Source organism: Actinokineospora enzanensis DSM 44649 (assembly GCF_000374445.1).
Classification (GTDB): Bacteria; Actinomycetota; Actinomycetes; order Mycobacteriales; family Pseudonocardiaceae; genus Actinokineospora; species Actinokineospora enzanensis.
This window is the reverse complement of the sequence record NZ_KB894433.1, coordinates 21,231-43,707: the sequence shown is the minus strand read 5'-3', so window position 1 is coordinate 43,707 and position 22,477 is coordinate 21,231. Positions and strand designations below refer to the sequence as shown.

Annotated in this window: 26 protein-coding genes; 10 read left to right on the top strand and 16 right to left on the bottom strand. The window is 70.0% G+C overall.

Annotated elements, in window-relative coordinates; all coding sequences use genetic code 11:
* The first annotated feature begins 72 nt into the window (after positions 1-72).
* From C503_RS41260 to C503_RS45010, 4 genes are read left to right on the top strand one after another with little or no spacing between them, the layout of a single operon-like run.
* On the top strand, positions 73-939 hold the full coding sequence (locus C503_RS41260) for a helix-turn-helix domain-containing protein (RefSeq protein ID WP_026316795.1): 867 nt from the start codon (positions 73-75) through the stop codon (positions 937-939).
* Positions 936-1,115, top strand: coding sequence for a DUF397 domain-containing protein (locus C503_RS0128750; protein ID WP_018685680.1), 180 nt, complete (start codon positions 936-938; stop codon positions 1,113-1,115). The genes C503_RS41260 and C503_RS0128750 overlap by 4 nt, the downstream gene beginning before the upstream one ends.
* A complete protein-coding gene (locus C503_RS45015) occupies positions 1,116-1,292 on the top strand; it encodes a DUF397 domain-containing protein (protein ID WP_018685679.1) in 177 nt (58 codons plus the stop codon).
* 5 nt (positions 1,293-1,297) lie between these two features.
* Complete coding sequence (locus C503_RS45010; RefSeq protein ID WP_018685678.1) at positions 1,298-1,474, top strand: DUF397 domain-containing protein; 177 nt, start codon at positions 1,298-1,300, stop codon at positions 1,472-1,474.
* Positions 1,475-1,514: 40 nt separating this feature from the next.
* On the opposite strand, the gene C503_RS0128735 is transcribed toward C503_RS45010, so the two are convergent.
* Positions 1,515-2,459: a GlxA family transcriptional regulator gene (locus C503_RS0128735; protein WP_018685677.1), complete on the bottom strand. Its 945-nt coding sequence runs from the start codon at positions 2,457-2,459 to the stop codon at positions 1,515-1,517.
* A gap of 70 nt (positions 2,460-2,529) precedes the next feature.
* On the opposite strand from C503_RS0128735, the gene C503_RS0128730 reads away from it, so the two are divergent.
* Complete coding sequence (locus tag C503_RS0128730) at positions 2,530-3,087, top strand: cysteine hydrolase family protein (protein ID WP_018685676.1); 558 nt, start codon at positions 2,530-2,532, stop codon at positions 3,085-3,087.
* 10 nt (positions 3,088-3,097) lie between these two features.
* On the opposite strand, the gene C503_RS0128725 is transcribed toward C503_RS0128730, so the two are convergent.
* Positions 3,098-5,119: a protein meaA gene (locus C503_RS0128725; protein ID WP_018685675.1), complete on the bottom strand. Its 2,022-nt coding sequence runs from the start codon at positions 5,117-5,119 to the stop codon at positions 3,098-3,100.
* A 94-nt stretch (positions 5,120-5,213) separates the two neighbouring features.
* On the opposite strand from C503_RS0128725, the gene C503_RS41255 reads away from it, so the two are divergent.
* A complete protein-coding gene (locus C503_RS41255; protein ID WP_051114961.1) occupies positions 5,214-5,498 on the top strand; it encodes a hypothetical protein in 285 nt (94 codons plus the stop codon).
* A gap of 19 nt (positions 5,499-5,517) precedes the next feature.
* Positions 5,518-6,147, top strand: a complete 630-nt coding sequence (locus C503_RS0128715; protein WP_211222480.1) for a SanA/YdcF family protein — start codon at positions 5,518-5,520, stop codon at positions 6,145-6,147.
* Positions 6,148-6,216: 69 nt separating this feature from the next.
* Here the strand turns inward: C503_RS0128715 and ggt are convergent, their stop codons facing one another.
* Together ggt and murA are read right to left on the bottom strand one after the other, a co-directional pair.
* Positions 6,217-8,028, bottom strand: coding sequence for a gamma-glutamyltransferase (gene ggt, locus C503_RS0128710; protein WP_051114960.1), 1,812 nt, complete (start codon positions 8,026-8,028; stop codon positions 6,217-6,219).
* Between the two features lie 196 nt (positions 8,029-8,224).
* Positions 8,225-9,499 carry a UDP-N-acetylglucosamine 1-carboxyvinyltransferase gene (murA, locus tag C503_RS0128705; protein ID WP_026316793.1) on the bottom strand — a complete coding sequence of 425 codons (1,275 nt, stop codon included), beginning with the start codon at positions 9,497-9,499 and terminating at the stop codon, positions 8,225-8,227.
* A gap of 74 nt (positions 9,500-9,573) precedes the next feature.
* Between murA and C503_RS0128700 the strand changes: the two genes are divergently transcribed.
* Positions 9,574-10,149, top strand: a complete 576-nt coding sequence (locus tag C503_RS0128700) for a cob(I)yrinic acid a,c-diamide adenosyltransferase (RefSeq protein WP_018685670.1) — start codon at positions 9,574-9,576, stop codon at positions 10,147-10,149.
* A gap of 4 nt (positions 10,150-10,153) precedes the next feature.
* On the opposite strand, the gene C503_RS0128695 is transcribed toward C503_RS0128700, so the two are convergent.
* Together C503_RS0128695 and C503_RS0128690 are read right to left on the bottom strand one after the other, a co-directional pair.
* Positions 10,154-10,588, bottom strand: coding sequence for a DUF2550 domain-containing protein (locus C503_RS0128695; protein WP_018685669.1), 435 nt, complete (start codon positions 10,586-10,588; stop codon positions 10,154-10,156).
* A gap of 29 nt (positions 10,589-10,617) precedes the next feature.
* The gene (locus C503_RS0128690) at positions 10,618-10,983 is read right to left on the bottom strand and encodes a F0F1 ATP synthase subunit epsilon (protein WP_026316792.1); all 366 of its coding nucleotides are present in this window, start codon (positions 10,981-10,983) and stop codon (positions 10,618-10,620) included.
* A gap of 118 nt (positions 10,984-11,101) precedes the next feature.
* Between C503_RS0128690 and C503_RS0128685 the strand changes: the two genes are divergently transcribed.
* Together C503_RS0128685 and C503_RS0128680 are read left to right on the top strand one after the other, a co-directional pair.
* The gene (locus C503_RS0128685; RefSeq protein WP_018685667.1) at positions 11,102-11,611 is read left to right on the top strand and encodes a SigE family RNA polymerase sigma factor; all 510 of its coding nucleotides are present in this window, start codon (positions 11,102-11,104) and stop codon (positions 11,609-11,611) included.
* 4 nt (positions 11,612-11,615) lie between these two features.
* Positions 11,616-13,016, top strand: coding sequence for a hypothetical protein (locus tag C503_RS0128680; RefSeq protein ID WP_156893590.1), 1,401 nt, complete (start codon positions 11,616-11,618; stop codon positions 13,014-13,016).
* Between the two features lie 70 nt (positions 13,017-13,086).
* Here the strand turns inward: C503_RS0128680 and atpD are convergent, their stop codons facing one another.
* The 10 genes from atpD to C503_RS0128630 form a co-directional block, all read right to left on the bottom strand.
* Positions 13,087-14,517, bottom strand: coding sequence for a F0F1 ATP synthase subunit beta (gene atpD, locus C503_RS0128675; protein WP_018685665.1), 1,431 nt, complete (start codon positions 14,515-14,517; stop codon positions 13,087-13,089).
* Positions 14,517-15,452, bottom strand: coding sequence for a F0F1 ATP synthase subunit gamma (locus C503_RS0128670; RefSeq protein WP_018685664.1), 936 nt, complete (start codon positions 15,450-15,452; stop codon positions 14,517-14,519). The genes atpD and C503_RS0128670 overlap by 1 nt, the downstream gene beginning before the upstream one ends.
* Before the next feature lie 10 nt (positions 15,453-15,462).
* Entirely contained in the window at positions 15,463-17,103 is a 1,641-nt protein-coding gene (atpA, locus tag C503_RS0128665; RefSeq protein WP_018685663.1) for a F0F1 ATP synthase subunit alpha, read from the bottom strand.
* Between the two features lie 42 nt (positions 17,104-17,145).
* Positions 17,146-17,988 carry a F0F1 ATP synthase subunit delta gene (locus tag C503_RS0128660; RefSeq protein WP_018685662.1) on the bottom strand — a complete coding sequence of 281 codons (843 nt, stop codon included), beginning with the start codon at positions 17,986-17,988 and terminating at the stop codon, positions 17,146-17,148.
* A gap of 9 nt (positions 17,989-17,997) precedes the next feature.
* Positions 17,998-18,552 (bottom strand): F0F1 ATP synthase subunit B, encoded by a 555-nt coding sequence (locus C503_RS0128655; protein WP_018685661.1) that lies wholly within the window; start codon positions 18,550-18,552, stop codon positions 17,998-18,000.
* A gap of 36 nt (positions 18,553-18,588) precedes the next feature.
* Positions 18,589-18,876: an ATP synthase subunit c family protein gene (locus C503_RS0128650; protein WP_051114959.1), complete on the bottom strand. Its 288-nt coding sequence runs from the start codon at positions 18,874-18,876 to the stop codon at positions 18,589-18,591.
* A 25-nt stretch (positions 18,877-18,901) separates the two neighbouring features.
* Complete coding sequence (atpB, locus tag C503_RS0128645; RefSeq protein WP_018685659.1) at positions 18,902-19,684, bottom strand: F0F1 ATP synthase subunit A; 783 nt, start codon at positions 19,682-19,684, stop codon at positions 18,902-18,904.
* Between the two features lie 215 nt (positions 19,685-19,899).
* Positions 19,900-20,466 (bottom strand): Cg1360 family ATP-synthase-associated protein, encoded by a 567-nt coding sequence (locus C503_RS41250; RefSeq protein WP_018685658.1) that lies wholly within the window; start codon positions 20,464-20,466, stop codon positions 19,900-19,902.
* Complete coding sequence (locus tag C503_RS0128635; RefSeq protein WP_018685657.1) at positions 20,463-21,617, bottom strand: glycosyltransferase family 4 protein; 1,155 nt, start codon at positions 21,615-21,617, stop codon at positions 20,463-20,465. The genes C503_RS41250 and C503_RS0128635 overlap by 4 nt, the downstream gene beginning before the upstream one ends.
* A 90-nt stretch (positions 21,618-21,707) precedes the next feature.
* Positions 21,708-22,355 (bottom strand): L-threonylcarbamoyladenylate synthase, encoded by a 648-nt coding sequence (locus tag C503_RS0128630; protein WP_018685656.1) that lies wholly within the window; start codon positions 22,353-22,355, stop codon positions 21,708-21,710.
* Between the last annotated feature and the right edge of the window lie 122 nt (positions 22,356-22,477).

Genomic DNA, 22,477 nt, shown 5'->3' with positions numbered 1-22,477 from the left:
GAGTGACCTGCGTGCACACACAGGCGGTAAGGTTGCAAATACAAGTTACACACGCGGTTTGAGGAGCAGTGGGTGCCCAGCGTTCAGACACGCCGGAAGCGCAAGCTCGGCAGGTTCCTGGCCGAGCTGAGGGGCCACGCCGGGCTCAAGCCCGAGGCAGTCGCGAAGCTGCTACGTAAGACACCGTCGACCGTGTCACGGATTGAGAACGGGCACAGTCTTTGCGACTACTCGGCCCTGACCGCGATGCTCGGCTTCTACCGGGCCAACGCAGAACAACGGCGGCTCGCCGAAGATCTCTGGGAAGAGGCCAAGCAGGAAGCTCCGCCGCTCGAACACTCGACAGCGATGCCACCCCGGTATCGAGCTTTCGTGAAAGCCTGGAGCGAAGCAGCCTCAGCCAGGTCGCTGTATCTGATCGTACTTCCGGGACCGCTACAAACCTCCGATTACCGTGCGGCGATGTACCGCGCGGCGGGCAGGTTCATCGCATCGCCCATCGACGCCGAACGCGACGCCGCGTCGATGGAACACCGCAAGAAGCGGCTGAATGGGCCAAACGCGTTGCAGTTTACCGCGCTTCTCGACGAGGCCGTCATCCGTCGCACGATCGGCGGGCCCGCTGTGATGGCCGAGCAACTTCGCTACCTGCTGGCGCTCGCTGAGCGACCCAACGTGACCATACAGGCGATCCCGTTCGCCACCGGCGCTTACGGCCTGATGACCGGTGCGGTCACGATCCTCGGATTCGACGACCCGGACGACGAAGCCGACGCGGTGTACCTCGAATACCCGGATGGCGGCGAATGGGTAGAGAAACCGGACGATGTAACCAAGTTTGACGAGATGTTCGAGCACTCCCGGTCACTCGCGCTGTCAGTGGAAGAGACTGCGGCACTCATCGACAACCGGGCGAAGCGATTGGAGCAGGGACGATGAACAACCAGGTGACGTGGCGCGTCAGTTCGTTCTGCGCCCCCAACAACGATTGCATCGAGGTTGGCCGGGCACTGCAGCAGGCCCTGATCCGCGACACCAAAAACCGCGCAGGCGGCCGCCTGGCCCTCGACGCCCGGACCTTCACCACGTTCGTCCGGTCGATCAAGGAGGGCTGAATGCAGCACATCTCGTGGCGGGTCAGCACCTTTAGCGTGCCCAACAACGATTGCGTCGAGGTTGGCCAGGCACTGCAGCAGACCCTGATCCGCGACACCAAAAACCGCGTGGGCGATCGCCTGGCGTTCGACGCCCGGACCTTCGCCGCGCTCATCCGGTCGATCAAGGAGGGCTAGTTCCCATGCAGCACATCGCCTGGCGCGTTAGCAGCTTCAGCGCCCCCAACAACGACTGCGTGGAGATCGGTCACACGCGGGAGCAGACCTTGGTCCGCGACACCAAGAACCGTGCAGGCGGCCGTCTGATCCTTGACGGCCGAACCTTCACCACGTTCGTCCGGTCGGTCAAGGCCGGCTGACCCTGCCGGTTTGGGCCGCTCGATCGAGCGGCCCAAACCCTCACACCGTCGCGAAAGTGCGGCGGTAGGTCGACGGGCTGGTGCCGAACTCCACGCGCATGCGGCGGCGCAGGTTCGCCGCTGTGCCGAGGCCGCTGCGGCTCGCCACCCGGTCCACCGACAGGTCCGTCGTCTCCAGGAGCAGCTGCGCGTGGCGGAGGCGTTGCAGCAACAGCCACCGGCCAGGGGTGTCGCCGACGGCGGCGACGAAGGCTCGGTGGAAGGCCCGGGGGCTCATGGCGGCCTTCAGCGCCAGGTCGGGGACGCCGACCGGGTCGGCAAGGCGGGCCATCACCCAGTCCATTGTGGAGGCTATGTCGCCGCGGGATGGGCGGGTCGGGAGCGGGGTTTCGACGTACTGCGCCTGGCCGCCCTCGCGGATCGGGGGTGTGACGAGGTGGCGGGCCATGGTGGTGGCCAGGTGTGGGCCCAGCGAGCGGCGGACCAGATGGAGGCATAGGTCCAGGCCCGCGACGCAGCCTGCCGACGTGAGCAGACCGTCTTGCTCGGTGAACAGGACGTCGCGTTCGATCACGGCGTCCGGGCACACCTTGGCCAGGGCGTCCAGCAGGGCCCAGTGGGTGGTGGCGCGGCGGCCGGACAGCAGCCCGGCGGCGGCGAGGGTGAAGGCGCCGGAGCAGAGGGCGGCGACGGTGACGCCCGCGGCGTGGACCTCGCGGAGTGCGTGGCGTACCGAGTGGGGGACGTCGGCCAGCGGAGTCTCGCGGCCCAGGACGATGACCAGGTCGCAGCCGGTAAGGCCGGCCAGCCCGTGGGTGGGTACGACCTGCCCGGCCGGGTGCAGGGTGACCTTCCGCCGTCCGGGGCCGCACAGGCGGATCTCGAACGGGCCGACGTCCCGGCCGTCGTTCGACCACACCTCGTTGACCACGGCGAAGTCGAACATCCGGGTGTCGGGCAGCAGCAGGACGCCGATGATGCGCATGGCAGGAAAGTATCGCAACGCGCCTTTTCCGCATCTCCCCCCGCGCGCCCGGCCGCGACACGCTGGGGGCATGGCACAGACGGCATTGATCCTCATCGACGTGCAGCGCGGCTTCGACGACCCGCGTTGCGGCACGCGCAACAACCCGGACGCGGAGACCAACATCAAGACCCTGCTGGACGCGTGGCAGACGGCCGGTGAGCCGCTGGTGCTGGTCCGACACGACTCGCTGATCCCGGACTCGCCGCTGGCGCAGGGCACGCCGGGGGCCGGGTTCAAGGCGGAGCTGGACGGCGCGCGGCCCGACCTGATGTTCACCAAGCACGTCAACTCGGCGTTCCACGGTGCCGTCGACCTGCACGCGTGGCTCGGGGCACGCGGGATCTCGCGGATCGTGCTGGCGGGCATCCAGACGAACATGTGCGTGGAGACGACCGCGCGTGTCGGCGGCAACCTCGGCTACGAGGTGCACGTGCCGCTCGACGCGACCTACACCTTCGGCCTGACCGGTCCCGGCGGCGTCGAGCTGACCGCGGACGAGCTGTCCCGGGCGACCGCGGTCAACCTGCACGGCGGCGGGTTCGCCACCGTGTCGTCCACTGCGGACGTCCTCTCGCTATTGCCCTAAAGAGACAGTCCTAAACAGACAGTCCGCGAGCGACACGGATGACCTGCACGATCTCCGCCATGATCTGGGTCAGCTCGTAGTCCTTCGGGGTGAAGACCCGCGCCACGCCCCGCGCGGCGAGGGTCTTCGCGTCCTCCGGCGGGATGATGCCGCCGACCACCACCGGGATGTCGCCCGCCCCGGCCGCGCGCAGCCCGTCGACCACGGCAGGCACCGCCGCCAGGTGCGAGCCGGACAGGATCGACAAGCCGACCACGTGCACGCCCTCCTGCACCGCCGCGGCCACGATCTGCTCGGCCGTCAGCCGAATGCCCTGGTAGACGACCTCGAAGCCGGTGTCCCGCGCCCGCACCGCGATCTGCTCTGCGCCGTTGGAATGCCCGTCCAGACCGGGCTTGCCCACCAGCATCCGCAGCCGTTCGCCCAGCTCGGTCCCGGTCGACGCCACCCATTCGCGCACCTTCGCCAGCTCGGTCCCGGCCTCGCCCGCCGCGGACGCGCCCGACACGCCCGTGGGCGCCCGGTACTCGCCGAACACCTCGCGCAGGGCAGCCGCCCACTCGCCGGTGGTCACGCCCGCGCGGGCGCAGGTCATCGTGGCCCGCATGAGGTTCACGTCGGTCTTGGCCGCCGCCCGCAGCGCGTCCAGCGACTCGCCTGCCGCGGCGTCGTCCCGCCCGGCCCGCCACGCGGTGATCGCCTCGACCGCGGCCAGCTCGGCCACCGGGTCGACGGTCTCGATCGCCTTGGCGCCCTCGGCCTGCAACGGGCTGGGCTCGGTGGTGTCGAACCTGTTCACCCCGACGATCACCTCCGCGCCCGCCTCGATCCGCCTGCGCCGCTCGGCCAACGACGCGACCATCCGCGTCTTCATGTAGCCGCTCTCCACAGCCGCGACCGCGCCGCCCATCGCCTGCACGCGGTCGATCTCCGCGCGCGCGCCGGTCAGGATCTCGTCCACTTTGGACTTAATCACCGGGGAACCGTCGAAGATGTCATCGTATTCCAACAGATCCGTCTCATAGGCGAGAACCTGCTGCATCCGCAACGCCCATTGCTGGTCCCACGGCCGCGGCAGTCCCAGTGCCTCGTTCCACGCGGGAAGCTGGATCGCGCGGGCGCGTGCCTTACGGGACAACGACACCGCGAGCATTTCCAGCACGATCCGCTGCACGTTGTTCTCGGGCTGCGCCTCGGTGAGCCCGAGCGAGTTCACCTGCACGCCGTAGCGGAACCGGCGCTGCTTGGGATCGGTGATGCCGTAACGATCGCGGCAGATCTCGTCCCACAGCTCGGTGAAGGCGCGCATCTTGCACATCTCCTCGACGAACCGCACGCCCGCGTTGACGAAGAACGAGATGCGCCCGACGACCTCACCGAACGACTCAGCCGGAATCTGCCCGGAATCCCGGACTGCGTCGAGCACGGCGATGGCCGTGCACATCGAGTACGCCACTTCCTGGACCGGCGTCGCGCCGACCTCCTGGAGGTGGTAGCTGCAGATGTTGATGGGATTCCAGCGCGGCACGTTCGCCACGGCGAAGGCGACCATGTCGGTGATCAGCCGCAGGCTCGGGCCGGGCGGGAAAACGTAGGTGCCGCGGGAGAGATATTCCTTGATGATGTCGTTCTGCGTGGTGCCGGTAAGCCGCGCGACCACCTCGTGCCAGTCCGCGCCCTCCGCCTCGGCCTGCTCCTGCGCGACGGTGACATAGAGGGCGAACAGCCACATGGCGGTCGCGTTGATCGTCATCGAGGTGTTGGCGCCGCCCAGCGGGATGCCGTCGAACAGCGCGCGCATGTCGCCGACGTGGCTGACGGGCACACCGACCTTGCCGACCTCGCCGCGCGCCAGCTCGTGGTCGGGGTCGTAGCCGGTCTGGGTGGGCAGGTCGAACGCGACCGACAGGCCGGTCTGGCCCTTGGCGAGGTTGCGCCGGTACAGCTCGTTGGACTTCGCGGCGGAGGAATGGCCGGCGTAGGTGCGCATGACCCACGGGCGGTCGCGCTCACGGTCAGTGGGGTACGGCACCGGTGAACCTCCGTTAACGTCCCTTTCGAGGGAGCTTACTGGCCGGTAACAGGTTCCGCGCCCGTGGCCTCGCTCACACGGGCATGATGTGACCGTGGACCTGCCCGCCCCCTACCTGCTGCTGGTCGCCCTGCTCGTCATCGGCGTCCTGGGCCTGGTCCTGCGCTGGGCGTTCGCGACCGACGAGAAACGCGACTACGGGCTGCTCCGCGAGGTCGCCAAGGTCCCCAGCCGCACCGCCGCCCGGTTCGTCGAGGACCGCCTCCGCGGCGCGGGCATCCGAGCCACGACGGTCCCGTCCGCGGACGGCGACGGGCTGCGGATCCTGGTCTTCCCCGCCGACGAGAAAACCGCCATCGCGGCCCTGCTGGACGACTGACTCGGGCATGATCGCGCTCGTGCGGAAGAGGTGGGCGCTGCTCGCGGCCGGGCTGCTGCTGGTGCTGTTCGGCCCCATCCTGTGGATCCGCCTGAACACCGGCCCGGTCTTCCACGCCGCCGACGCTCCATCGGCCCCCGTCGCCCTCATCCTGGGCGCGGGCCTGAAGGACGACGGGACGCCCAAGCCCTATCTGGAGGCCCGGTTGGAGGCGGCGTGGGAGTTGTATCGGTCCGGGCGGGTGCGGGCGCTGCTGGTTTCCGGGGACAACGGCACGGTGCAGTACAACGAGGTCGCGGCGATGACCACGTGGTTGGTCGCGCGGGGTATTCCGGCGTCCAAGGTGGTGGCCGACTACGCCGGTTTTGACACGTACGACTCGTGTGTTCGTGCCCGCGAGATCTTCGGTGTCGATTCGGCGTTGGTCGTGACGCAGGATTTCCATGTCCGGCGCGCGGTTTTCCTGTGCCGAAACGCGGGAATCGCGGCGGTGGGGGTGGTGGCGCCGGTTCCTGGTGGGGAGGCCGGGAAGTATTGGGTGCGGGAGGTGCCTGCGGGCATCAAGGCGGTGTTCGACGCGGTGGTGCGGCCGGATCCGCATTTCCTCGGCCCGCGTGAACATGGTGTGGATGCTGCCTTGCACGGTTAAGTGCCCGCTCAGACACTGCGGAGGACAAAAAGGGCCGCCCGAGCCGGAAAGGCTCGGGCGGCCCGACAGTCAGTGCGACGGGTGGACGACGCCCGCTGAGGTGCCCGTGCGGCGGGTTCGTTCGCCGACGGCGAGGATTTGGCCGTGGTCCAGGAACTCCAGGGCGGCCGCCACGCCGATCTCGTCCTGGGGGGTGAAGGTGTGGCCGTAACCCGCCAGGCCGGGGTTGGCCGTGATGAAGGCCGGTTCGGCGGTCACCGTCGGGGTGTTGCGCTGGCTGGCACGTGGGGCGGCCAGTGCGTCGGGCAGTGATTGTTTGAAGTCGATGCGGTTGATCAGGATTTGCAGGACCGTGGTGATGATCGTGGAGCCGCCCGGGGAGCCGACCGCCAGCCACGGTTTGCCGTCGCGCAGCACGATGGTCGGGGACATGCTGGAGCGGGGGCGCTTGCCCGCGGCGGGCAGGTTCGGGTCGGGTGCCGTGCCCTGGGTCGGGGTGAAGTTGAAGTCGGTCAGTTCGTTGTTCAGCAGGAAACCGCGGCCGGGCACCACGATCCCGCTGCCGCCGAACTGTTCCAGTGTGTTCGTGTACGACACCACGTTCCCGCGCGAGTCCGCGACCACGAAGTGGTTCGTGTGGACCTCGGTGTCCGGCGCGGCGGCCACCGACGGCGGCGGCGGCATGCACGGGCCGGGCGACAGCGGGTTACCCGGGGCGACCGGCGCGGGCCGGGCACGGATCGGGTCGATGTTGCAGCCGCGAACCTCTGCGTAGGACTTCGACAGCAGGGCGTCGGTCGGGACGTTCACGAACCGGGGGTCGCCCACGTAGCGGCCGCGGTCGGCGTAGGCGAGTTTCGAGGCTTCCAGGTAGTAGTGCAGTGCCTGGGTGCGGTCGCGGTTGCCGATATCGAACTTGTCCAGGATGTTCAGCGACTCACCGACCGTGGTACCACCGCTGGAGGACGGGGCCATGCCGTAGATGTCCGCGCCGTGGTAGCTGATGTGCGTGGGTGCCTGGTCGAGTGCCCGGTACGCGCGCAGGTCGTTCACCGAGAGGGTGCCGTTGGGCGGCTTGACGGTGGCGTCCGGCGCGAGCGGCAGGTGCTGGACCGCGTCGGCCAGGTCTCGGCCGATCGGGCCGCCGTAGAAGGCGCGGGTGCCGTGGCGGGCGATCTCGCGATACGTCTTCGCCAGGTCCGGGTTGCGGAAGTTCGTGCCGACCGCCGGTGCCTGGCCGCCCGGCAGGAACAGCGCGGACGTGGAGCTGAACTGCTTGAACCTGGCCTGGTTCAGCACGATCTGGTCGTGGATCGCGGGCAACATCGGGAAACCCTGTTCCGCCACCCGGATCGCGGGCTGCAGCACGTCCGACATGTCGAACTTGCCCCACCGGTCCAACGCCCGCTGCCACGTCGCCAGGTTGCCCGGGACGCCAACGGACAGGCCGCTGGTCACCGCGTCCGCGAACGCGTACGGCTGGCCCGTGGCCGGGTTGACGAACAGGTTCTGGTCGGCCTTCGCGGGCGCGGTCTCCCGGCCGTCGAGTGTGTAGACCTTGCCGGACCTGGCGTCGTAGTACAGGAAGTAGCCGCCCGCGCCCAGGCCCGCCACATTGGGGTCGGTGACGCCGAGGGTGGCCGCGACCGCGACCGCCGCGTCGGCCGCCGTTCCGCCGCGGCGCAGCACGTCCAGGCCCGCCTGGGTGGACTCCACCGTGTCGGACACGACCGCGCCGCCGTAGCCCTGCGCCACCGGCACCTTGGGCAGCGTCGGGGAGGCAGACGCCACCGGCGGAGACAAAACTGCCGCGGTCAGGGCGACCACTGTCACACCAACTACGGAAGCCGAGCACACACCTACCTTGCGCCGAACACGCATCACGCCCTCTTCCACTCGGTCACGACCGCACTAGGTCACGACAGGTGGTCCCGTTGTACTCGGCCCGATCAGGCGCGGCGACCGCCAATCGGACCGCGTCAGCAGGCGGCGAACGGGCACGGATTGCGCCGTATGGGTGAGCGGTCAGTCACCCATAGCAGCCGAAACCGAGCGAATCCGGCAGGTGGTAACGCCTTTAAGAGGCACGCTCAGGTTCCGCGTCGACCCGGCGCACGTCGGCCCCGAGCCGTTGCATGTTCTCCACGAACTTCGGGTACCCGCGGTCGATGTGGAACACGTCCCACACCTCGGTGACCCCGTCCGCGCACAGCCCGGCCAGCACCAGGCCGACGCCCGCGCGGATGTCCGAGGCCCACACCGGCGCGCTGGACAGCCTCGGCACCCCGCGCACCACCGCGTGGTGGCCGTCGGTGCGCGCGTCCGCGCCCAGCCGGATCATCTCCTCGACGAACCGGAACCGGGCCTCGAACAGGTTCTCGGTGATCATCGAGGTGCCGTCGGCCACCGCGGTCAGCGCGATCGCGAACGGCTGCAGGTCGGTGGCGAACCCCGGGTAGGGCAGGGTCACGAAGTCGACCGCGCGCGGCCGGTCGTGCTGCACCACGCGGAACCCGTCGGCGAACGTGCCGACCTCGGCGCCCGCCATCCGCAGCTTCTCCAGCACCAGGTCCAGGTTGTGCGGGTCGACGCCCTTCACGGTGATGTCGCCGCGGGTCATCGCGGCGGCGAAGGCCCAGGTGGCACCGACGATCCGGTCGCCGACCACGCGGTGCTCGGTCGGTGCGAGCGAGCCGACGCCGTGCACGGTGAGCGTGGAGGTCCCGGCGCCCTCGATCTTGGCGCCCATCTGCTGCAGCATCACGCACAGGTCGACGATCTCCGGCTCGCGCGCGGCGTTGTCGATCACCGTGGTGCCCTCCGCCAGCACGGCGGCCATCAGGATGTTCTCGGTGGCGCCCACGCTGGGGAAGTCCAGCCAGATCTGCGCGCCGCGCAGGTTCTCCGCCTGGGCGACCACGCAGCCGTGCTCGATCTCGCTGGTCGCGCCCAGCTGTCGCAGGCCGTTCTGGTGCATGTCCAGCGGCCGGGAGCCGATCGCGTCGCCGCCGGGCAGCGCGACGACCGCCTTCTTCAGCCGACCGACCAGCGGGCCGAGCACGCACACCGAGGCGCGCAGCTTGCCCATGGACGCCGAGTCGGCGCGGTGCTCCGGCCGGGCGGGCGTGGTGATCACGACCGTGTCGCCGTCGATGTCGACCGCGCAGCCCAGGCTGCGCAGCACGTCGGCCATCAGCGGGACGTCGAGGATCTCCGGGCAGTTGGTGAGCGTGGTGGTGCCCTCGGCCAGCAGTGCCGCCGCCATCAGCTTGAGCACGCTGTTCTTGGCGCCGACGACCTCGACCTCGCCGACGAGCCGGGCCCCGCCGCGAACCTGGAAGTGCTCTGTCACGGGGGCAATGATGCCCGCCCGGTCCGGCTGTCGGGTGGCCGGGGGCACCGCCGCCGATCGCTACCCTTGGCGGCATGTCCGTGCGAATCAACCGCGTGTACACCCGGGTCGGCGACGGCGGCCTGACCGCCCTCGGCGACGGCTCCCGCGTCCCCAAGACCTCGCCCCGGCTGGCCGCCTACGCCGACGTGGACGAGGCGAACTCCGCGATCGGCGTCGCGCTGGCCCTGGGCGCGCTGCCCGATGACATCGCCGACGTGCTGCGGTCGGTGCAGAACGACCTGTTCGACGTGGGCGCCGACCTGTGCACACCGATCGTGCCGGACCCGCCCTACCCGCCGCTGCGGATCACCGAGGACTACGTGACCCGGTTGGAGGGCGCGATCGACGGGTTCAACGAGCGGGTCGGCAAGCTGACCTCGTTCATCCTGCCCGGCGGCACCCCCGGCGCGGCCTGTCTGCATGTGGCACGCACGGTGTGCAGGCGGGCGGAGCGGGGCGGCTGGGCGCTGGTGGAGGCCGAACCGGACACCACCAACGCGGTGGCGGTGAAGTACCTGAACCGGCTCTCGGACCTGCTGTTCGTGCTGTCCCGAGTGGCGAACCCGGATGGTGACGTGCTGTGGCAGCCGGGTGGCTCGAACGCTTAGCGGGTCAGGAGGCCCAGGGCAGGCGCTTGCCGGGGGGCGCGCTCTCCATCCAGGAGAGAAACCCGGTGAGCGCGTCCGGCCCCATGGCCATCTCGATCGCGGGTACCCCAGCCTGCTCGAAGCGCAGGACCCGGGAGCCGTGCGGCAGGTTGGGCTCCTCGGCGTGCTCCGGCTCGCGGCGGGAGGCGATCTCCAGGCCGTCCCGGTGCAGTACCCGGTCGGGGCCCGCGCGCAGGCTCAGCGCCCGGAACCAGGCGAACTCGTCACCCTGGTAGCGGCCGACGCCCCAGTGCCAGCCCTTGCCGGACTGGTCGACGCGGGTGCGCAGGGCGACGTGGATGCCGCCGGAGCGCAGCAGCCGGACGCGGCGGGTCACCAGCAGCAGGAGGATGACCAGGACGGCGGCGAGGAGCGCCACGACCATCAAGCTGATGTCCACTGGCCGCTCCCCTGCCGCTCAGGCCCGCGTCAGGCCGTCTGCCCGACCGCCCGGAGCCGGGCCGCGGCCCGCGTGCGCTCCTCGGTGTCGGCGTGCTGCAGGTCCGAGCGGGCCTGCGCCACGTCGATCTCGGTGGACAGCTCGGCCGACTCGGCCAGGATGCTCACCGCGTCGGCGGTGACCGAGAGGAAGCCGCCGAAGACCGCGGCGGTGACCGTCTCGCCGTCGGTGGTGCGAATCTTCACCACACCGCCCTCGACCAACTGGCCGAGCACCGGCTCATGACCGGGCAGGATGCCGATCTCGCCCTCGGTGGTCTGCGCGACGACGAAGCTGCCGGTGCCCGACCACAGGCGTCGTTCCACGGCGACCAGCTGGACCGACATCTCAGCCACGGTATCTCCTCAAGTCTCGCGGTTCCCCGCCAGTCTAATCGGAGCACTGACAACCTCCCCAGCCAGGCCGGTGTCAGTCCGGGGGAACGACCGACCGACACCGAGTCGGACACAGGGGGTGAGCGCGATCGATCCCGACAGCGAGTTCGCCGACTTCGTGGCGCACCGGTCCACGGCGCTGCTGCGTACCGCGTACCTGCTCTGCGCGGGCGACCGGGCCGCGGCCGAGGACCTGCTCCAGGACGTGCTGGAACGCGTGTACGCCCGGCGCGGGCGGGTGCGCGGCGACCTGGAGCCGTATGTCCGGTCGGCCCTGGCCAACGCCTCGGCCAACCGGTGGCGTACCCGGTCCCGCCGGGTGACCGAGACGCCGATGGACGCGGTGGCCGAGCCGGGCGTCGGCGGCCACGAGGGCGGTGTGGTCGACCGGGACGAGGTGACCAGGGCGCTGGGCACGCTGCCCGCGCGGATGCGCGCGGTGCTGGTCCTGCGCTTCTTCGACGACCTGTCCGAGGCCGACACGGCCGCGGCGCTGGGTATCTCGACCGGCACCGTCAAGAGCCAGACCGCCCGCGGCGTGGAGCGCCTGCGCGGCCTGCTGGCCGCGCCCGACCTGACGAGGGGATGAGGACTTGGAGACGACAGAGACGACAGAGCTGTCCCGCGTGCTGCGGGCGGCGACCGAGGACATCGAGCCGCGTACCGGGTTCGCCCCGGACGTGCTGCGCGGCGGGCGGCGCAGGCGGTTCCGCCGCCGTGCCGCGCTCAGCGGCACCCTGGCCGCCGTGGTGGCGGCCACCGGCATCTCGGTGAGCACCGCGCTGCGCGGCGACGCGCCCGTGGCCAGTGCGCCGAGCGACGCGTCGGGCAACGACCGGTCGATCCCGATGGTGTCCGCCGCCACCCGGGGCGACCTGGCAGGCGACCAGGCCTACCTGGGCGCGGCGGAGGCGGCGTTCCGGGCGGGGCTGCCCGCGACCGTGCCCGACGCGGCCCGGGTCGGCGCACCGCACGTCTACTGGGCGGGCACCACCCCGGCGGGCCGGGCGGCCGTGGTGGCCTGGCAGGTCACCAGCTCCGCGATCACCGGAGACGATGGCGCGCGGATCCTGGTGACCGGCGGGACGAACGGGTCGCCCGCCACGGATCTGAAGCACGTCTACGAGGAGGCGCGCGGGGTCCTGGTCGGCCTCGTGCTGGGCGACCGGCCCGCGCTGATCGGCCTCCGCGTCGCTCCCGGCGGCGACCAGGACGGCCCCGCGTTCCTCTTCGGTGAGGGCGACCGGTTCCTGCTGACCGTCAATACCCTGCCGCTCAGCATGTCGACACGGCTGTCGGTCGGCCCGGACGGCACGACCGCGCGCGGCTGGACCGGCATGACCGAGTACGACGGAGCCTGGTTCGGCACCATGGGCGGCCCGGTCGTCCCCGGCGACGTGCGGGTCGCGTATCGGCCCGGAGCCGCGGACATGCGCAACATCCATGTCACCGAGGCGAGCGGGCCTGCCGGACACCCCCGCCTGCAACGCGACTTCCCGGCACCCGCGCTGACGGGTTGGCCCACCGACGACCCGATCCGGCTGGGCGGCAGCCAGGCGAGCGAGGAGGTGGCCGGTCTCGGGCTCATCACCGAGCTGGCCCAGGCGGGTTTCACCGACCCGATCGAGCCGATGTCCATGCCGGGGTTCCGGCTGATCGCCGACGTGCCCGGCGGCGGCAGCGTGATCGCGGTCGAGTACGCACCGGACTTCGCGGGCGGTCCCCGGCTCTACCTCGGCGTGCGGGGCCTGGGGCCGGAACGGTGGCTCTTCTGCGGACCGCTCGACGCGAAGGCCGTGCTGCCGGTGTCGGTCCTGCTGCCGGACGGCAAGGGGCGGCTGGTGGCCGCACTGGGCGCGCAGCTGCGCTACCGATCCACAGTGGACGGCGCGTGGACCGACGCGGGCAAGGACGGCGCGATCCTCCCGGCCACCGCCACCCAGGTCGAGGTGACCGAGCCCGGCCAGGCACCCCAGATGGTCACCCTGCGCTGAGCCACGAAGAACGGAAAACCGGGGCCGATGTCCACAATGGACATCGGCCCCGGTCGCGTTCGGACGGCGCTTACTTCTTGGTCAGCGCCTGGTACTTGCGCTCCAGGTCGTCCAACCCACCGATGGAGAGGAACGCCTGCTCCGGCACGTGGTCGAACTCGCCCTTGGCGACCCGGTCGAAGGCCTCGATGGTGTCCGAGACCTTGACGAACGAGCCCTCCTCGCCGGTGAACTTCTGCGCGACGAAGAAGTTCTGCGAGAGGAAGCGCTCGATGCGGCGGGCCCGGTTGACCGTGACCTTGTCCTCCTCGGACAGCTCGTCCATGCCGAGAATGGCGATGATGTCCTGCAGCTCCTTGTACTTCTGCAGGATCCGCTTGACCTCCTGGGCCACCCGGTAGTGCTCGTCGCCGACCACGGCCGGGTCGAGGATGCGGGAGGACGAGGTCAGCGGGTCGACCGCCGGGTAGATGCCCTTCTGGGAGATCGGACGGGAAAGCTCCGTCGTCGCGTCCAGGTGGGCGAAGGTGGTCGCGGGCGCCGGGTCGGTGTAGTCGTCCGCGGGCACGTAGATGGCCTGCATCGAGGTGATCGAGCGGCCGCGGGTCGAGGTGATGCGCTCCTGGAGCTCACCCATCTCGTCCGCCAGGGTCGGCTGGTACCCCACGGCGGAGGGCATGCGGCCCAGCAGCGTGGAGACCTCGGAACCGGCCTGGGTGAAGCGGAAGATGTTGTCGATGAACAGCAGCACGTCCTGGTTCTGCACATCGCGGAAGTACTCCGCCATGGTCAGCGCGGACAGGGCGACCCGCATACGCGTGCCCGGCGGCTCGTCCATCTGGCCGAACACCAGCGCGGTGTCCGGGAGAACGCCCATCTCCTCCATCTCCAGGAAGAGGTCGGTGCCCTCACGGGTGCGCTCGCCGACCCCGGCGAACACCGAGGTGCCACCGAAGTTGCGGGCGATACGGGTGATCATCTCCTGGATGAGCACCGTCTTGCCGACACCGGCACCGCCGAACAGGCCGATCTTGCCGCCCTCGACGTACGGGGTGAGCAGGTCGATGACCTTGACGCCGGTCTCCAGCATCTTGGTCTTGCCCTCAAGCTGGTCGAAGGCCGGGGGGCGGCGGTGGATGCGCCAGCGCTCGGCGTCCGCGGCGTGGCCCGGCTTGTCCAGGCACTCGCCGAGGGCGTTGAACACGTGGCCCTTGACCAGGTCGCCGACCGGCACCGAGATGGCCTCGCCGGTGTCGTGCACCGGGGCGCCGCGCACCAGGCCGTCCTGGGGCGCCATCGAGATGCAGCGCACCAGGTTGTCGCCGAGGTGCTGGGCGACCTCCAGGGTGATGGTCTTCTTCAGCGACTCAAGGTCGACCTCGACCTTGAGCGCGTTGTAGAGCTCGGGCACCGAGTCGCGCGGGAACTCCACGTCGACCACGGGGCCGATCACCCGGACGACGCGACCGACCGCGGTCCTGGGTTCCTGAATGGCAGTCATTAGTCATCACTTCCTGCGGCTGCGAGTGCCTCGACGCCACCGACGATCTCGCTGATCTCCTGGGTGATCTGCGCCTGGCGGACCTGGTTGGCGACACGGGTGAAGCTCTTGACGAGCTCGTCGGCGTTGTCCGTGGCGGACTTCATCGCCGTGCGGCGGGCGGCGGACTCGGACGCGGCCGACTCCAGCAGTGCCGCGTAGATGCGGGTGTTGATGTACTTCGGGAGCAGGTTGTCCAGCAGCACGTCGGCGCTGGGCTCGAAGGCGTACGCCGAGCTGAGCGTGCCCGCGGCGGGCTTCTCCACGTACTCCAGCTCCAGCGGCGCGATCCGGGTGGCGACCGGCCGCTGGGAGAGCATCGAGCGGAACTCGGTGTAGACGATGTGCAGCTCGTCCACGCCGAGCACGCCGTCCAGACCGGGCTTGTCGTCCACGTCGTCCTCGCCGTGCAGGAACGACTGGATCATGGTCTGGCTGGCCGCCGTGGCATCCACATAGGACGGCCGCTCGGAGAACCCGGTCCAGCTGCCGCGCACCTCACGCTGGCGGAACCGGTAGTAGTTCAGCCCCTTGCGCCCGATCACCCACACGACCGGGGTCTTGCCCTGGTCCTTGAGCAGCTGGATGAGCTCCTCGGCCCGCTTGATGGCGTTGGCGTTGTAGCCGCCGCACAGCCCGCGGTCCGACGTCACCACCAGCACGCCCGCCCGCCGGTAGCGCGGACGCTCGGCGAGCAGCGGCGAGTCCAGGTTGGTCGCGGCGGTGGCCAGCGCGGTGAGCACCGAGGTGATCTCGTCCGCGTACGGCTTGGCCGCGGCCACCCGCGCCTGCGCCTTGCTGATCCGCGAGGTCGCGATCAGCTCCTGCGCCTTGAAGATCTTCTTGAACGACTGCGCGGACTTGATGCGCTGCCGGATCTCGCGAAGCTGTGCCATGGCGGACCGCCTACGCCGTCGGCGCGGGCTTGTTGACCTTGACGGTCTCCTGGCCCACCTGGTCGGCTGCGAGGGCGTCCGCGGCGGACTCGACCACGGCGCCCGGCCTGCCCGCGGCGAAGGCCTGCTTGAACGACTCCACCGCCTGCTTGAGGCGCTCGGTGTTGTCGTCGGACAGCGCCCGGGACACCCGGATCTCCTCCAGCACGCCGGAGTGGCGATGCCGCAGGTTGTCCATCAGCTCGGCCTCGAACCGGCGCACGTCGGAGACGGCGATGTCGTCGAGGTAGCCGCGGGTGCCGAGCCAGATCGAGACGACCTGCTCCTCGACCGCCACCGGGGAGTACTGGCCCTGCTTGAGCAGCTCCATCATCCGGGTGCCGCGCTCCAGCTGGGCCTTCGAGGTGGCGTCCAGGTCGGAGGCGAAGGCGGCGAACGCCTCCAGCTCGCGGTACTGGGCCAGCTCCAGGCGCAGCGTCGAGGCGACCGACTTCATCGCCTTGGTCTGCGCGGCGGTGCCGACGCGGGAGACCGAGGTACCGACGTTGACCGCCGGGCGCTGGCCGGAGTTGAACAGGTCCGACTCCAGGAAGCACTGGCCGTCGGTGATGGAGATGACGTTCGTGGGGATGTAGGCGGAGATGTCGTTCGCCTTGGTCTCGATGATCGGCAGACCGGTCATCGAGCCGCCGCCCAGGTCCTCGGACAGCTTGGCGCAACGCTCCAGCAGGCGCGAGTGCAAGTAGAAGACGTCGCCCGGGTAGGCCTCGCGGCCCGGCGGGCGGCGCAGCAGCAGCGAGATGGCGCGGTAGGCCTCCGCCTGCTTGGTCAGGTCGTCGAAGATGATCAGGACGTGCTTGCCCTGGTACATCCAGTGCTGGCCGAGCGCGGAGCCGGTGTAGGGGGCCAGCCACTTGAAGCCCGCCGAGTCGGACGCGGGGGCGGCGACGATGGTGGTGTACTCCAGCGCGCCCGCCTCCTCCAGCGCGGCCTTGACGCCCGCGATGGTGGAGCCCTTCTGGCCGACCGCGACGTAGATGCAGCGCACCTGCTGCTTCGGGTCGCCGGACTCCCAGGCCTTCTTCTGGTTGATGATGGTGTCGACGCAGACCGTGGTCTTGCCGGTCTTGCGGTCACCGATGATCAGCTGGCGCTGGCCGCGGCCGATCGGGGTCATCGAGTCGATGGCCTTGATGCCGGTCTGCAGCGGCTCGCCGACCGGCTGCCGCTGCACCACGGTCGCGGCCTGCAGCTCCAGCACGCGCTCCTGCTCGGCCGGGATCTCGCCGAGGCCGTCGATCGGCGCGCCCAGCGGGTCGATGACCCGGCCCAGGAACGCGTCGCCGACCGGCACCGAGAGGACCTTGCCGGTCCGCTTGACCTCCTGGCCCTCCTCGATCTTGTCGTAGTCGCCGAGGATGGCGACACCGATCTCGCGGGCGTCCAGGTTCAGCGCCACGCCCACGATGCCGCCGGGGAACTCCAGCAGCTCGTTGGCCATGGCCGAGGGCAGGCCCTCCACGTGGGCGATGCCGTCGCCGGTGTCGGAAACCGTTCCGACCTCTTCCCGGTTGACGTCCGGGGAGTAGCTGGAGACGTAGTTTTCGATCGCACTGCGGATCTCGTCCGACGAGATCGTCAGCTCCGCCATGTCGTTCCTGCTCTCACTTCGTTGCTCGGAAAAGTTAGGGGGTCAGCCGGCGAAGCGGCGCCGCAGGGCGTCCAGCCGTCCGGTGGTGCTGCCGTCGATGACCTCGTCGCCGACCTTGACGACCAGGCCGCCGCCCAGTCCCGGGTCGATCTCCAGGTGCAGCGCGATCGGCCGCGAGTAGATCCGCTGCAGCGCACCGGCGAGCCGGTCCTGCTGCTCGGCCGACAACGGGCCAGCGGAGATCACGTGCGCCACCGACCGCTCGCGGCGCTTGGCCGCCTCGGCCGCCAGCGCCTCCAGCCCGGCGACGACCTGGCGCCCACGCGGGTGCGCGACCAGGTTCTCCACCAGGGCGGCGGAGGTCGGGTCGACCTTGCCGCCGATCAGCTCGCGAACCAGCACGAGCTTGCCCTCGGTGGGGGCGTTGCGATCGGCAAGGACCTGCTCCAGCTCGGTCTGGTCGGCGATGATCCGCCCGAGCCGGAACAGCTCGTCCTCGACCGTGTCCAGCCTGCCCGCCCGCTCGGCGCCGACCAGCAGCGCGGTCACGGCCAGCGACTCCAGGCCGTCGAGCAGCTCGCGCGGGCTGGACCACCTGGCACCCGCCGCGGTGGTGAGCACGGTGAGCGTGCCCGCCGCGATCTTGCCGGTGAGCAGGTCGGTGACCAGCCGCTCGCGGGCGGCCGGGTCGGTGGAGGCGTCGGCCAGCGTGCGGCGCAGGCCGATCTCCCGGTCGAGCAGGCCGACCACGGCGAACAGTTCCTCGCCGATGGTCGCCGCGCTCGCTGGCGCGGCCTCCAGCACGTCGAGCAGCGTCAGCTCGACCGCCGCCAGCGCCTCACGGCTGGCGGCGTGCAGGCTGGCTGTCGCGGAGGTTGCGGTCATCGCGTTCCCCTAGCTCTTCGCGGGAGCGGAGACCGCGTCGAGCTCCGCCAGGAACCGGTCCACGGTGCCGCGCCGACGCGCCTCGTCCTCAAGCGACTCGCCGACGATCCGGCTGGCCAGCTCGACGGCGTTGCGGCCGAGCTCGGCCCGCAGCTCGGCGACGATCTGCGCGCGCTGGGCGGAGAGCTGGGCCTCGCCCTGCGCGACGATCCGCGCGGCCTCCTCCTGTGCCTGGGCGCGCAGCTCGTCCTTGATCTGCTCGGCCTCGGCGCGCGCGTCGTCACGGATGCGCGCGGACTCGGCCCGCGCCTCGGCCAGCTGCGCCTGGTACTGCTGCAGCGCGGCCTCGGCCTCCTTCTGCGCGGCCTCCGCCTTCTCGATGCCACCCTCGATCTTGGCGGTGCGCTCGGCGTAGAGCGCCTCGAACCGGGGCGTCACGAACTTGGCGAGGACGAACAACAGCAGCCCGAACGCGACCAGCCCGAGGATGACCTCGGAGATGTGCGGCATGACCGGACTCGGACCGTCACCGGCCGCGAGGTTGTGTAGCGACGACAGCACCACGGCGTCTCCCTAGGACTCGATCAGCGGATCGACCGATCAGCTGCCGGAGGCGATGAAGAAGAGGACCAGACCGATCAGGGCGAGCACCTCGGTCAGCACGAAGGTCTGGAAGCCCAGGCCGCGCAGCTTGCCCTCGGCCTCCGGCTGGCGGGCGGTGCCGCTGATGACGGCGGCGAAGATCAGACCGACACCGATACCGGGGCCGATGGCACCGAGGCCGTAGCCGATCATGGCCAGACCGTTGTTCAGGCTGGCGGGGGCGGCCTGGGCGAGAACGAGAGCAGCGCTCACTTGCGTATCCCTTTCGAACTCGTCCCGTCCCATCGGACGGGCCGGGGTTTGGTGAAACTCAGTGGTCTTCCGCGAGTGCCATGCCGATGTACATGGCGGACAGCAGCGCGAAGATGTAGGCCTGCAGCACCTGGATCAGCGCTTCCAGGAAGGTCATGGCGATGGCCATCAGGAAGGCGACCAGGGACACCGGCTTCAGCGCGCCGCTCGCCTCGGTCAGCAGGTACTCACCACCGATGGTGAACACCAGCAGGATCAGGTGACCCGCGAACATGGCCGCGAACACCCGGATGGCCAGGGTGATCGGGTCCATGAAGAACTTGAGGAAGACCTCGATCGGCGTGTACAGGAAGTACACCAGCTTCGGGATGCCGGGGGGCATCACCGACTTCTTGAGGTACTTGCCGATGCCGAACTTCCGGATGCCCACGATGTGGTAGACCGGGAAGACCACCAGGATCGATAGGGCCAGTGGGAACCCGATGTGCGAGAACGTCGGGAACTGGATGATCGGGATCAGCCCGAACACGTTGTTGACCAACGTGAAGGTGAACAGCGTGAGAATGAGCGGGATGAACGGCTTGAACTCCTTGGAGCCGATCTGCTCCCGCGCGATGCCGTTGCGGCTGAAGTCGTAGACACCCTCGGCGAGGAACTGGAACTTGCCCGGCACGATCGCGAGTTTGCGACTGGCGAGCAGGAAGAACGCGGCGATGATGACGACCGAGAGGACGATCAGCACCATCGGCTTGGTGACGTCGCCGAAGATGGGCGGAAAGTCGAAGTCCTTGGGACCTGGCGGGGTGAAGGTACCTTCTTCCGCCAGCACAAGCCTGCCCACAGGAGGGCTCCTTCCGGTTCTCCCGGCCGGCGTCGGATCCTCCGCCGGGGGAATCGTCACGATCAGGACGTAACGTACCTGACGCACATGGGGTACTCCGCAGCGGCTGCCCGCTGCCTGGATTCCCTCGATCGGGTGAGGCTCGCGTAAGCCGCCGCTGGCGTTCGTGCGCACCATATCAGCCCACATCCAAGGGCCGTACAGGCGTACTGCTTTCAGTTCTCGGTAGTGCTCGGCTCACCGTCGGGCTGTGCCGGGAGGATCAAAGTGGCGATCCTGGTCCGCTTGAACACCACCGTCTCCGCGGCCGCGTTCGCCAGCACCACCGCCAACATGGTGGTCGCCAACGCGTAGACGTGCACCCCGGGGACCGCACGCAGCAGCACGAGGGTGATCAGCAACACGAACATCTTGGCGACGAACCCGCCCAGCGCCGCGACCATGAGCATCCGCGCGTCCAGCTTCACGGTCCGGCGCATGAGCATGATGGTCGCGTACCCGGAGGCGGTGGCCACCGCGCCGCCGATCGCCGAGCTCCACAGGCCGGGGAACCCGCCCAGGATCACCCAGACGAGGAGACCGAGCACCAACGCGCCGAGCACCGGCCAGCGCGCCGCCCGGTACATCGTGTCGGCGAGCATCAGCTGCGCTTCCTCGACGCTGCTCGGGGCGGGCAGGGTGTCCAGCTCCAAGTCGGCGTCCGCCGGTGTCGCGGGCGCCGTGTCCTCGGCGTCCGACCCGGGGTCGGCGGTGCTGTGCGGGGTAGGCGTCTGCTCGCTCATCGGGACCTGAGTCTAGGGATAGCCGAGATGATCACCGCGACCAGGACACCGATACCGAACGTCCAGATCACCGCGGCCGCGTCGTAGAGGGTAAGCGCGACCGCGCCGAAGGCGAGCAGACCGGCCCACAAGTAGATCAACAGCACCGCGCGGCGCTGGGAATGGCCGATCTGCAGGAGCCGGTGGTGCAGGTGCATCTTGTCGGCGGAGAACGGGCTGACGCCGCGGGCGGTGCGCCGCACGACCGCCAGGATCAGGTCCAGCGCCGGGATGAACAGCACGGCGGCCACGATCAGCAGCGGCGAGAAGATCGCGATCGTGTCCGTGGCGCCCCACAGCGACGGGTTCGCCCTCCCGGACGCGGTGGTGCTGCCCGCGGCCAGCATGAGGCCGATCAGCATGGAACCCGAGTCGCCCATGAAGATGCGCGCAGGCTGGAAGTTGTGCGGCAGGAAGCCCAGGCAGGCGCCCGCCAGGGTGGCGCCGATCAATGCGGGCGAGTAGGTGTTCACGTCGCCGCCGGACTGTTCCAGCAGGTGCAGCGAGAACGCGCAGGTGGCCGCCGCCGCGATCAGGCCGACGCCCGCGGCCAGGCCGTCCAGGCCGTCCACGAAGTTGATCGCGTTGATCATCATCACGGCCAGCAGGATGGCCAGCAGGCTGCCCTGGTTCTGGTCCAGGATCAGCACCGAGCCGAACACGCCAGCGTCGCCGCCCCACGGCACCCACAGCACGAACCAGCGGATGCCGTAGAGGACCAGGATGCCCGCGCACATGATCTGCCCGGCCAGCTTGGTCAGCGAGTCCAGCTCGAACCGGTCGTCGAGCATGCCGATCGCGACGATGATGCCGCCGCCGATGAGCACGGCGGTCGGGTCGAACGAGTAGTCGAAGGCGCGGCGCAGCACCGGGAGCTGGTGGGCCAGCAGTATCCCGCCGCACACGCCGAGGTACATGGCCAGACCGCCCAGCCGCGGCATGGGCACCACGTGCACGTCCCGCTGGCGTGGGTAGGCGACCGCGCCGATGCGGATGGCGAACACCCGGACCGGGCCGGTGAACAGCAGCGTCAGGACGGCGGTGACCAGGGCGACCAGGAGGTACTCGCGGACCGGCAGGCCCGCGGGAGCGATATCGCTCGGAGGTGTCACGCCCGCGCGCTCCTCGCGCGGGTATGGGCGGTGGCCGAGGACGGGGTGAGCACGACGGGTCGCATCTCCTGCGTGGGTTCGGTTCGTGGACTAGCGGGCGGCGCGGATTTCCGTGCCGAGCGCCTCGCGGAGCGCGGCCATGCTCACCGCGCCCTCGCGCAGCACCAGCGGCTCGTTCCCGGTGAGGTCGACGATGGTGGACGGCACGGGGTCCCCGGACGGCCCGCCGTCGAGGTACACCTGCACCAGGTCGCCGAACTGCTCGACCGCCTCCTGGGCGTTCGACGCGGGCGGCTGCCCGGAGCGGTTCGCGCTGGACACGGCCATCGGCCCGGTCTCGCGCAGCAGCTCGATGGCCACCGGGTGCAGCGGCATCCGCAGCATGACGGTCCCGCCGGTGCGGCCGAGGTCCCAGTTCAACGACGGCGCGTGCGGCAGCACGATCGAGAGGTCTCCCGGCCAGAACGCCTGCACCAGCGTGCGCGCGGTGTGCGGCACGGACAGCACCAGGCCGTCGATGGTCGACCAGGAGCCGACCAGCACACCCACCGGCATGTCCGGGCCGCGGTTCTTGGCCGCCAGCAGCGCGGCGACCGCGGTGCTGGAGAAGGCGTCGCAGCCGATGCCGTACACGGTGTCGGTCGGGATCACCACGAGCCTGCCCGACCGGACCGCGCCCGCCGCGGCCGCCAAGCCGTCCTCGCGCGGACCGGACTCACCACAGTCGTAGACCGTCACCTATACGAGCCTAGCGGGAGCGTTGCGCGTTCCGGCACGCGCCTCTACAGAGGATCACAGCGATTCGGGCCTTCCGGTCACTCCCCCACACGGCTCAGGACGATGGCCCAAGACGAGTAAGT